At 30.7% G+C, this 11,981-nt stretch carries 12 protein-coding genes and 1 riboswitch; of the genes, 11 read left to right on the top strand and 1 reads right to left on the bottom strand.

The features are described 5' to 3' along the window. Positions 1–248: 248 nt before the first annotated feature. Together HNR33_RS13190 and HNR33_RS13185 are read left to right on the top strand one after the other, a co-directional pair. Entirely contained in the window at positions 249–728 is a 480-nt protein-coding gene (locus HNR33_RS13190; RefSeq protein ID WP_429084065.1) for a tetratricopeptide repeat protein, read from the top strand. Between the two features lie 132 nt (positions 729–860). Then, complete coding sequence (locus HNR33_RS13185; RefSeq protein ID WP_429084062.1) at positions 861–1,889, top strand: threonine aldolase family protein; 1,029 nt, start codon at positions 861–863, stop codon at positions 1,887–1,889. A 219-nt stretch (positions 1,890–2,108) separates the two neighbouring features. Here the strand turns inward: HNR33_RS13185 and HNR33_RS13180 are convergent, their stop codons facing one another. Then, on the bottom strand, positions 2,109–2,234 hold the full coding sequence (locus tag HNR33_RS13180; RefSeq protein WP_429084210.1) for a hypothetical protein: 126 nt from the start codon (positions 2,232–2,234) through the stop codon (positions 2,109–2,111). A gap of 285 nt (positions 2,235–2,519) precedes the next feature. Further along, a riboswitch (cyclic di-AMP (ydaO/yuaA leader) is annotated at positions 2,520–2,648 on the top strand. Positions 2,649–2,724: 76 nt separating this feature from the next. Here HNR33_RS13180 and HNR33_RS13175 point away from each other — a divergent pair. From HNR33_RS13175 to HNR33_RS13135, 9 genes are all read left to right on the top strand, one after another. Further along, positions 2,725–4,575 (top strand): ATP-binding protein, encoded by a 1,851-nt coding sequence (locus HNR33_RS13175; RefSeq protein ID WP_429084059.1) that lies wholly within the window; start codon positions 2,725–2,727, stop codon positions 4,573–4,575. A gap of 15 nt (positions 4,576–4,590) precedes the next feature. Further along, a complete protein-coding gene (locus HNR33_RS13170; protein WP_429084056.1) occupies positions 4,591–4,959 on the top strand; it encodes a response regulator in 369 nt (122 codons plus the stop codon). Positions 4,960–4,962: 3 nt separating this feature from the next. Beyond that, a complete protein-coding gene (locus HNR33_RS13165) occupies positions 4,963–5,646 on the top strand; it encodes a response regulator (protein WP_429084054.1) in 684 nt (227 codons plus the stop codon). Beyond that, positions 5,636–6,070 carry a potassium channel family protein gene (locus tag HNR33_RS13160; RefSeq protein ID WP_429084053.1) on the top strand — a complete coding sequence of 145 codons (435 nt, stop codon included), beginning with the start codon at positions 5,636–5,638 and terminating at the stop codon, positions 6,068–6,070. The genes HNR33_RS13165 and HNR33_RS13160 overlap by 11 nt, the downstream gene beginning before the upstream one ends. Before the next feature lie 2 nt (positions 6,071–6,072). Continuing rightward, positions 6,073–6,741 carry a potassium channel family protein gene (locus tag HNR33_RS13155; protein WP_429084050.1) on the top strand — a complete coding sequence of 223 codons (669 nt, stop codon included), beginning with the start codon at positions 6,073–6,075 and terminating at the stop codon, positions 6,739–6,741. A 2-nt stretch (positions 6,742–6,743) separates the two neighbouring features. Continuing rightward, complete coding sequence (locus HNR33_RS13150) at positions 6,744–8,219, top strand: TrkH family potassium uptake protein (protein ID WP_429084048.1); 1,476 nt, start codon at positions 6,744–6,746, stop codon at positions 8,217–8,219. 755 nt (positions 8,220–8,974) lie between these two features. After that, positions 8,975–9,649, top strand: coding sequence for a nucleotidyltransferase domain-containing protein (locus tag HNR33_RS13145; RefSeq protein ID WP_429084045.1), 675 nt, complete (start codon positions 8,975–8,977; stop codon positions 9,647–9,649). 221 nt (positions 9,650–9,870) lie between these two features. Continuing rightward, complete coding sequence (locus HNR33_RS13140) at positions 9,871–10,254, top strand: GNAT family N-acetyltransferase (RefSeq protein ID WP_429084043.1); 384 nt, start codon at positions 9,871–9,873, stop codon at positions 10,252–10,254. A 309-nt stretch (positions 10,255–10,563) separates the two neighbouring features. Continuing rightward, a complete protein-coding gene (locus tag HNR33_RS13135; RefSeq protein WP_429084040.1) occupies positions 10,564–11,640 on the top strand; it encodes a hypothetical protein in 1,077 nt (358 codons plus the stop codon). Positions 11,641–11,981 lie beyond the last annotated feature (341 nt).

Genomic DNA, 11,981 nt, shown 5'->3' with positions numbered 1-11,981 from the left:
CTATGAAATTAGAAAAAACAAAGTAAAGGTTAATAAAGCTACCATTATGAAAGCCTAGAATAACTAAAATTAATGATATCAGATTATGTTAATTGGTTTAATAATATTAAGACTATTCAATATTATGTTATACTAACCTTAAAAAATATTTTGTTAGGTGTTGATAATCCAGAATCTTGTATTTAAATTGATAGTATAAATTAGCGTATATTTGTAATACGGGATAAAATATTAAGGAGAGATGAATTATGAAAGAATTAGAAATGGCAATTGAATTAAGGAAAGAAGGAAAATTAAGAGAATCAAATGAAATTTTAGTAAAGCTTGCAGACATCTATCCAGATAGTTCAGTAATAAATTATCAATGTGCCTGGAGTTTTGATGTACTGAGTCTAGAAAAAGAAGCAGTACCTTATTATGAAAAAGCTATTTCAATTGGTTTGCCAGAGAAGGACTTACAAGGTGCTTTTTTAGGTTTGGGCAGTACATATAGAACATTAGGACAGTATCAAAAATCAAAAGAAGTCCTTGAGAAAGGTTTAGCTAAATTTACTGAGGATAGGGCTATGCAAGTGTTCTATGCGATGACCTTATATAACTTAAATGAACATTCAAAATCGATGGAAATTCTGCTAACCAACTTAGCCCAAACATCCCTAGATGAAAATATAAAAAATTACAAAAAAGCAATACAATTCTATTCTGATAAGTTGGATAAGATATGGTAATTTTAATGAACAATTTTTTGCAATATGTTTCCTCATACTATACAACAAATATGAATAAGAGGGGTACAATTGATTAATCTAATAAATTAATACTGGAATGATTAAAAACTTAGTGATGAAAGGAGAATTACAATGTATAGTTTTAAAAATGATTATAGTGAAGGTGCACATCCAAGAATTTTGAATGCTCTAGTTGAGTCAAATATGATTCAAGAAGATGGCTATGGAAATGATAATCATACAAAAAATGCAATTCATCAAATAAAAGAACTAATAGGAGATGAAAATACTGATGTTCACTTTATATCAGGAGGAACTCAAACAAATCTAATAGCAATTGGAGCTTTTTTAAGGCCGTATGAAGCTTGTATTAGTGCTAATACAGGACATATTGCGGTTCATGAAGCTGGTGCAATTGAATGTACAGGACATAAAGTAATTACTATAGATTCAAATGATGGAAAGATAACTATTGATAAAATACAAGAAGTGTTAAATTTTCATATAGATGAACATCTTGTAAAACCTAAGCTTGTATATATTTCTAATCCAACAGAATTAGGAACAGTATACACCAAAAAAGAACTTAAAATTATAAGTGAATTTTGTAAATTTAATAATCTTGTTTTATATGTTGATGGTGCAAGATTAGGTTCTGCTTTATGTGTTAAAGAGGCTAATTTAACATTGACAGATATGGCTAATTTTACAGATGCATTTTTTATTGGTGGAACTAAAAATGGAGCTCTTCTTGGTGAGGCTTTAATAATAAAAAGTGAAAATTTAAAACAAGAGTTTAGATATCATATAAAACAAAAAGGCGCACTTCTTGCTAAAGGAAAAATATTGGGGATACAATTTGAAAAATTATTTGAAGATAATCTTTATTTTGAACTTGCAGCTCATGCTAATGAAATGGCAAATCTTTTGACTAAAGGGCTAAAAAAAGCTGGTTGTGAGTTTTTAATCAATTCACCAACCAATCAAATATTTCCTATTCTAGAAAACAAACAAATTGAAAGATTAGAGAAGAAGTTTAGCTTTTATAATTGGCAGAAAATAGACGACAATAGATTAGCTATTAGACTGGTTACTTCATGGGCAACGACAAAAGAAGCTGTAATTGAATTTATAGATGAGGTTAAGAGTAGTTTAGAGTAAATCAAGCACATTAAACATGATTTTCTACTAATAGAGCATTAGAGGTAATAAAATTTGAGATGAGCTTTGGATGTGAGAGAAAGTATATTTCATAACAACTTATTTGATGTATTCTATTTATGGAACTGTCAACAAGAGTCTGTAAATAACTTTCTTAGACACAAAGTTATTTACAGACTCTATCTCGCTGATAAATTTGAAATATACCCAATTACTATTTTAATATACGGGTACACAAATTTCACAACAATGATTATTAACTATTTCGACTATATACCTTTCGATGATTGGCCTTTCTTTATCAAATTGATATCCTTGTCTTGATAATTCTGGGAAAATATCAATCCACGCTTTCTGAACTGCTTCTGCTGTATGATTAATTTTAAAAACAGCATATTTTCCTCCAACTTAGAGTTGGAGGGATAGGATAAAATGGGTTCAAACATTCAAAGAATTAATAGGAAGTAGCTCAGAATAATTAACTATGATAAAGGAAAATTAAGATATATACACTATAATTTAGCATAAGTTTTAACTAATCGTTTATAAGCAGTTATTTGTTAGAATAAAGGCATAAATGGTGTTTGACTGATATTTTTTATAGGTATATAATTAGCAATATTAAAAATTGAATAAATATCGCTGAGTTCTTTATGAAGCGGGGGACCCAAAATTATGGGGCGAATTCCAGAGATGGATAGGATAACTCTTTCAATCCGAGCCCGACAGCTAACCTCGTAAGCGTTGAAAGGGGAGCCGATGGCGCATATTTAAAACCATGACTTCTCATGGTTTTTTTGTTTTTTGTAAATTTACTATAAAAGAAGGTGAAGTAATGAAAAGGAGCATAAAATTTAAAATGCTAGGAATCTTTATTCTTATATTTATTGTATTGGTAGCTAATAGTATCTGGGCGATAACCAATTTTAACAGATTAAGTGATTCAATTGAAAATATTATGTACTCAAATTATAGAAGCATAGAAGCTGCACAAAATATGACAGTTGCAATAGAGAGGCAAGATAGTGCTGAGCTTGCGTATATGTTTGGTGATAACTCTACTACTACAAAAATTTTCCAAGAAAATGAAGTAGAGTTTTTGAAATGGTTGTCAAGAGCACAAGACAATATTACAGAACCTGGAGAGAAAGAAATTATTGAAAAGATCAATAAGATATATATTGAGTATCTAAATGAATATGATGAATTAATTAGCATTCAAGAGAACCAAGGAATAGAAGAGGCCAGAACTTATTACTATAATCAAATACTTCCTACCTTTGAGAAAACTAAAACTGAATGTAGAAACTTACAGAACTTAAACCAAGATGGAATGATTATTCGTAAGGACAGAGCACACAAAATATCGAAGGGCGCTACTTTTTCAACGTCATTTGTATCACTAACAACAATTTTAGTAGGACTGATTTTTGCATTCTATTTAACAAACAACATAGTCAAACCAATATATAACTTAAAGGATAAAATCAAAAAAATATCAGAAGGTGATTATAGCCAACAATTAGATATAACTAGTGATAATGAAATAGGTGAATTAGCAAGGGAATTTAATATCATGTCAGAAAAGTTAAAAACATATGAATTACTAAATATTAAAAAGCTAATGAAAGAAAAACAAAAAGCAGAAGCAATAGTTGAAAGTATCAGTGATGGAATTATTGTTACAGATGAAAATAATAGATTACTGTTGGTTAATAGAGCTGCAGAAAAAAGTTTGTGTATTAGAGAAAAGAATGTATTAGGTAAGCATTTTCTAGAAGTAATAAAAAGAGAAGAAATATTTGAGATAATTGACAAGTTTAAGAATTTAGAAAATATAAATGATCATAAAAAATATATAGATATCACTACTAATGTTGATGAAAAAATAAAACACTATAGAATAAATGCTAAGCCTATTAAAGATAGGGATGGTGATAGTGTAGGTGTTGTAACTCTTATGCAGGATATTACAAAGCTTAAAGAGATTGATCAAATGAAATCAGACTTTGTTTCAACCGTATCTCACGAATTTAGAACACCATTGACCTCAATTAGTATGGCTGTAGGATTAATGCTAGACAAAATACCCGGTACTATCAATAAAGATCAAGAAGAGTTACTAAATGCAGTTAAAGAGGATAATGAAAGGTTGAAAAATCTTGTAAGTGATCTTCTAGATTTATCTAGATTGGAGTCAGGTAAAGTTCATATGGATATTGAATTAAATGACATAGGAAAAATTGTTGATTATGCTGCTAAACCATTCCATATGCAAGCAAAGGATAAGAACATTTCAATAAATATTGATATAAAAGAAGCCTTACCTAAAGTTAAAGCCGATTTTAATAAGATATCATGGGTGTTAACAAATCTTATTGGAAATGCATTAAGGTATACTCCTAGAGATGGAACAGGCAAAATAGAGATCATGGCAAAGGAAACAACAAATAAGATTCTAGTATCTGTCTCAGATAATGGGAAAGGGATACCTGAAGATTACCAAGATAAGGTATTTAGCAAATTTGTACAGGTGAAAGATGAAAATGGAGATTCATCAGGGGGAACAGGATTAGGATTAGCAATAAGCAAAGAAATAATTAATGCTCATGGTGGGGAAATCTGGGTCAATAGCAAAATAGGAGAAGGTAGTACTTTCTATTTTACTTTATATATAGGTGTATGATAGAGGGGGCTCGATATGAAAAAGATATTAATAGTAGAAGATGAAAAAAACATAGTATTATCATTAAAAATGTTTCTTGTTAAAGAGGGATATGATGTAAGAGTAGCTGTGAATGGACTTGATGCAATAGAGGTAGCACATGAGTATATGCCTAATGTAGTCTTACTAGACATTTTACTTCCTAAGATGAATGGGTATTTAGTATGTGAAGCACTAAAGGAAGAAATGGATACTTCACATATTCCGATAATATTCATGAGTGCAAAAACTCAGGAAGAAGATATTAAAAGAGCTTATGACGTGGGAGGAATAGACTATCTTATTAAGCCATTTACACATCAGCAGGTTAAAGACCTATTAATTAAATATTTTGAGGAGGAATAAAAGATGAATAAAAAAATTTTAGTTGTTGATGACGAAAAGAATATTAGAATGACTTTAAAACAATGTCTTATTGGTGAAAATTATGAGATAGACTTAGCTGTTAATGGTGAAGAAGGACTAGTGAAAATGCAAGAAAATCAGTATGATTTAGTACTTTTAGATATAAAGATGCCTGGATTAACAGGTATGCAAGTTTTACAGAAAATTAGAGAAACTCATCACAATATAGACGTTATTATGATGACAGCATATGGGACAATAGAAAAGGCTGTAGAGGCAATGAAACTAGGGGCTATAGATTTCATCAGCAAACCATTTACTCCTGATGAAATAAGAGAAATAGTAAGAAATGTTCTTGACAGAAGAGAGTTAAAAGAAAATAAGGTAGAAACTTTTAAAGAAACAATAGAGTTTGCAAAAAAATGTATTTTGCTAAAGGAAATTGATAAGGCTGAAGAATTTCTAAAAAAATCTATATCTAAAGATGTTAATTCTCCTGAGCCCCATAATCTTCTAGGTGTTTTAGCTGAGTATAAAAGAGATATTATTCAAGCACAAAAGCATTATAGAGCTGCACTAGCTTTAGATCCAACTTATAAGCCTGCAGAGAAAAACCTAGAAAGAACAGCTCAAATGAGATATACGAGAGCTGGTATTAATCTAGGGGGAGTGAATAATGAAGAATAGAGAAAAAGATGAATATATAGTTATTATTGGTTGTGGAAGATTGGGCTCTCATCTAGCCAGTTTGCTCTCAAAAGAAAGGAAAAGTGTGGTAGTTATTGATAAGGATCAACATTCTTTTCACAGGCTTTCAGATGATTTTAGCGGATTTACTATAGAGGCAGATGCTTTAGAAGAAGAAACATTACTAGAGGCAAAAATAGATAAAGCTGATGTAGTTGTTACTACTACAAATGATGACAATACAAACATTATGATAGCTCAAATAGCTAAGACAATCTATAATGTGCCAAAGGTTATTGCTAGGCTATTTGAGCCATCAAGACAGAGAGTATACGAAGAGCTAGACATCCAGACAATTTGCCCAACGATTTTATCAGCAATTGAGTTTAAGAATATAATTGTTGGAAAAGAAATGGAGGATTAGTAATGAATATAATTATTGTGGGAGGAGGTAAGGAAGTTCATTTCCTTACTAAATCTTTTGTTTCAAAGGGTTATAACGTAACCATAGTGAATAGTGATGAAGAATATTGCAGAAAGCTTGCTAGAATTCATAGTAGAGCAAACATTGTTCATGGTGATGGGACTAAACCCTATATTCTAGAGGATGCTGGAGCGGCGTATTCTAATATTGTCATAGCATTAACTCCCAAAGATGCTGATAATCTAGTAGTATGTCAGGTTTCTGAAATGATATTTAAAGTAAAGAAGACTTTTGCTATAGTTAATGATCCTAAGAATATACAGATATTTAAGAGACTAGGTGTAGATACTGTTGTAAGTACAGCTAATATTATTTCATCATTAATAGAACAGAAAATTTCTGTAGATGATATAACAAATCTTATCCCTATTGAAGAGGGAAAGGTAGCTATAATGGAGATTGAGATAAATGATAGCTTTCCAATACTTGGTCAAAAACTTAGCGAAATTGAATTGCCTAAGGATTCAATAGTAGGATGTATTATTAGAAGTGGGAATGCAGTTATACCAAGGGGTAATACAGTTATAATGAATGAAGATAAGCTTATTATTTTATCTTTGCCAGTGGTACAATCAGAGACCTTAAGGATAATTAGGGGAAGGATTGATTAGTTATGATATATGTTGAACAACTAAAGGAAAGATACCAATTAATAATTGGCTATTTAGGAACGATGATATTAGGTGTAGGAATAGCTTTGCTATTACCATTGCTGATATTACCTATATATAGAACCGAAGTAGATCAAGCACTATACTTTATTATTCCTTCAGCTATTGCAATTATTATAGGATATGTGTTAAGGCTCAAGATAAAAACTGTTAAGCAAGCTACTCTTACTCTTCAAGAGGGTGGAACGATAGTTATTCTATCATGGTTTATAACGGTAGTAATTTCGGCATTACCTTTTATTTTATCAAAACAACTTAATTTTACTCAGGCAATTTTTGAAGCTGTAAGCGGTTGGACAACAACTGGATTATCTGTAGTAGATGTAGCAAAGACTAGCAATATGTTCCTATTATGGAGAAGCTTAATGCAATTTTTTGGAGGAGCAGGTTTAGCTGTTGTTATGCTATCCGCAATAATTGGTCCCCATGGATTAGGATTATATAATGCGGAAGGAAGATCTGATAAATTGCTTCCTGATGTTGCTAAATCAACAAAGTTAATTATGGCTATATACTCAAGCTATATTGTAGCGGGAATTGTTCTTTACATTTTAGCAGGAATGCCTTGGTTTGATGCAATCAATCATTCTATTGCCGCTTTATCAACTGGTGGCTTTTCTACTAGGGTTGGAAGTATTGGAGAATATAATAGCTTTGCAATTGAACTTATAACTATAATATTAATGATATTGGGAACCATAAACTTTGCAGCACATTTTATTCTTCTAAAGGGTCAAATTAAAAAGTTTTTTAAAATTGGAGAGATAAGGTTTATGTTTTTTATATTGTCACTTTCAATCCCTTTAGTGTCTTTTTTTTCCTTATATAAGTTGTATGGATCTTTAGGCAAAAGTATAAGAGTTGGGATTTTTGAGACTGTTTCTGCTTTATCTACTACAGGTTTTTCTACTGTAGGATATGGAGATTGGAGTGGCGTAGGTATCTTTGTATTAATAGTGCTAATGATAATTGGTGGAGGTGCAGGTTCCACTGCTGGTGGATTAAAGCAGTATAGAGTGTATGTATTGATTAAGTCTCTTATTTGGAATATAAAAGCTTACCTATTACCTAAAAATATAGTAAGGCAAAATTATATAAACAGGCCTGAAGGTAAGTATTATGTATCAGATAAGCATGTTGTTGAGATAAGTAATTTTACTACAATATATTTAATTGCTTATGTAATAGGAGTATTTATTTTAGTAGCAAATGGATACTCGCTACAGGCATCAATGTTTGAGTTTGCCTCAAGCTTAGGTACTGTAGGATTATCCGTAGGAGTCACATCACCTGATGCACCAACTGCTGTACTTTGGACGGAAATTGTAGGAATGATGTTAGGTAGACTTGAATTTCTTGTGATTTTCTTTGCTGGTATGAAGATGTTTAGAGATATAAAAATGCTTGTTAAGAATTAAATGAAAGATGGGGAAATAAATATGTCTAGATTAAAGAGATATCAATTAAAAAAGGGCTGCTTAGTTTTTAGAGAAAAATTTGCTTTAAAACAAAAATACATGAAATAGTTTGGAAAAATACCATGCGAATTAAAGGTTTTAAAATAACTGAGGAATAACTATTCTACAGATTAGTTAATAAGAATTAACTTATTCAAATTTTCAATTAATTAAGCTAAAAAAAGAAAGGATAAAAAGAGGGATAAAGAAAGAATTTGATACAGTAATAATGGTATTACATTTCACTACAAAGCTTGGAGTGGTAAATCATATTACAGATACAAGGGAGCATCTCAGAATAGAGTACACTCCTTTTAATTTTTTAAAGAAAAATTTTAGTTAAATATTGGTTATAGCTGGATGTAGCAGATCAATGAAAGAAGTCCTAGAAGAAAAACACGCCGGGAGAAAAACAGGAGAGTCAAAAACAGAAAAAACGTGAAGAATATGAAGAAAAGAGAAAAGAAAAAGTTACTGGAAGTGTACCGAAATCACTTGGAGCCATTGAATCAAACTCAGATTACTAAAGTGTGGTATAATATGTAATTAATAAAAGTCATCTGTAAACAGATATTTGCGACACTATTGCCGTGTAATATACCATAATGATAGAATTACCGACATAGTTTGTCGGTAATGAAACGTCAGTGAAAATCCCTCAAAAGTTCACAAGAAATCTTATACAATAAAAATTTTAGATTTTGAAAGGAGAATTTATGAATGAAATAAAGTTTCCAACGATAAATCATAAGAATTATATACAGGTTATTTATCAGTATTGTTTAGAACATAAATTTTCTATGATAATAAAAGGTTCTATGGCAAAAGGATATGCAACAAGATTTTCAGATATAGACTTAATAATTCTTGGAAAACTTACTAATCAAAATGTAAATGATTTAATTACTGTATATGGACAACCTGTAATGACTAATTTTACTGAAAATCCTAAAGATATATTAATTCTTGTTTATCCCAATAATATTTCTGTTGATTTAGATCTAAGAGAAAGCATTACAACTGAAGATTTGAAAGATAGTAAGATTTTAATTAAATATGATGAAAGTTTTTGCTTGAGTGAAGGACAAGCAAAAAGAAAAAGTATAAATTCAATATATCTACCTAACAGACCAGAATGGTATAAAGTTTTACGATTAATACATAAAGGAATTACCAAGTATTTATCAAATAAAACAGATAGTGCATATATTTTCTTATCAGAAATAAAAGAAAAGCTAAAATTAATTGGTATTACAAATTCAAATATCAGTGATAATTTCCATGAGGACATGAAAAATATCTTTGGAGAAATGTGTAAAAAATTTAATATTGATTTAGAAATAAAAATTTTATTTAAAAACCTATTTAAAGAATTAGATTCAAAAAATTAATTTTGTAAATTAAAAATACACAACAAAGACCGCGAGTTTGGGACTTCCACTAACACAGGAATTGAGTTCGTTGCGGTAGGGTTAAGCCTTTAAATTAGAACCGCAGTACATCTTTCCCCCTTGTTGTCACAGGCTCAAAGATGTCTTGAATCCAAAACGTTATATGACAGACGAAAAACTAAGGTGAATTATAACAAATTTTTTAATAAAAGAGCGTTTAGATGAAAGCATCGACTTTAAAGGGAGAAAGAATTGTTTTACAGCAAATAAATACAAAAAAAGATGCATTAGAATGGTATGAAATTATGAATGATGAACAAATGCACTTATGGACAGGAAATACTGTATCTAAGGACATAAGCGAAACTGAGAGACTTTTGAGTACATATAAGAACCATGAAGATTTAATAGCGTGGACAATTGAAAAAAATGATAATAACAAAATGATAGGAACATATTGGATTGGAGTACCTCATCTACAAAATAATAAAAAGATTATTACTGTAGAGGCGCAAAGAATTGGACGAGAATATTGGCGTAAAGGATATACTCGAGAAGCTAGGGAATTAGCTAATGATTGTCAAAGGTTTTTTGAAAAAAAGTAGCATAACTATTAGAGTTTGAAACATCAATAAATAGAATTGGACTCATATAATACCTCCTGTTTTCACTAAATCCTAAGAAGCGACAGTTCCTCAGGTTCACGAGGTAATGCGGGTGCAAAACCCCAGCTTACCAGCTTAATCGAGGTAACAAGTCTAGTCTAGGCTTCGGACGTTATCGGAAAAAATGAGGCAAAACAAGGTGTATCCGTGCGTGGATTGTGTAAGCAAAGTATTGAAGTGTTCATCAAATGCATAGTGGTTTGGTAAGGTGAACTCAAGATTATATATAAACTACTGGAGGGTTAAGCTATGGAAATATATACGAAAAAAAAGTTGGAAGAAAGAAATGACAGAATAATTAAAGCAGTTATAAAAAAGGCAGAAAAAGTCTGCCCAGGAGCAATTGCCTTAATAGGAGTTGCAGGCTCATTCCATTCGGGTGACATATATGAAAAATCCGACTTAGATCTATGTATTGTTATCAATGATGACAGTGCTAGGAAAGTAGAATCATGCTTTATATTGCAGGATGTGGGCTTCGATATATATTGTACTCCTTGGAGCAGACTCGAGGAAATGGCAGAGTATAATAATCCATTTATTACAAAATTACTTGAATTAGATATTGTATATTGCAATGATGACAAGTATATGGATAAATATATGGAATTAAGGTCAAAAGTCACATGTAAATTAAATCAAGAATATTCAATAGAAGATAATGAGAAGGCTGAAAAATTTGTTAACGAAGCAAGCCAAGGATATGCTGATATAATGATGAGTAGTAAATATGGAGAATGTAGGTATGCGCTAACAGATATGTTATATTGTATTGAGTTTGCTATTTATATGTATAATAAGGCATATATAAAAAGAGGCATTAAGAGAATTCCGGAAGAAATTTCTACTATGAAATATCTACCGGTGGGTTTTAATGAATTATATTGGAAATTAATTAAAGCAGAGAGTGTTGAAGAGATTAAAGAAACATCAACAATATTAATGAAAGTAGTAAAAGATTTTGCAAAGCTAATGAGGGATAGGGTTATTATAAAAAAAGAAATCACAGAAGCTGATATTAAAGGTACCTATGAAGAAATTTATTCTAATTGGAGAAACAAAATGTACCATGCTGTTGATAAAAATGATACTTACTTATCATTGATGACAGCGGCGAGTTGTCAACAATTCTATAACGATATGTATAGCCAATACAATATTGACAGAATAGACCTTATGAAAAATATTACATCAGATAACTTAATGTTATTGGCTAAGGCATTTGATGATGCGATGGAAGAATATAAAAAGAACTATGACAGACTTGGCACTAAGATTAAATGTTACAAAGATTTGGATGTATTTGAAAGAGAGTATTTGAGGTAAAAAGAGTATAATGCGAAATTAGGCTAATTCGCAGTTTTTATATATTCTGAAATAAGTGGCTTGCGGAAGAAAGATATGATTAAAAGGCCACTATCCGTGATCACCTCTGAATCACGGGGCATCATACGTCCGATAACAATGCATCTGCACAAGGGCACGAAAAGCTGGTGTATAGAGTAGACGTGTTATATTGCTTCACCTGGTGCAAGCACTGCTCAGCAGTATTCTTTATATGTTCGATTCAGCAACATTGTAGATGTCAAACGTTATCTACAATACTCACTTTATGAAAATATTATTTTTGTTGTAGAATTTTTAGCATAATGTTATTATAGTTATAA

The sequence above is a fragment of the Brassicibacter mesophilus genome (assembly GCF_050433385.1).
Classification (GTDB): Bacteria; Bacillota; Clostridia; order Tissierellales; family Proteiniboraceae; genus Brassicibacter; species Brassicibacter mesophilus.
The sequence above is the reverse complement of the archived record's forward strand: the minus strand, read 5'-3'. Positions and strand labels throughout refer to the sequence as shown.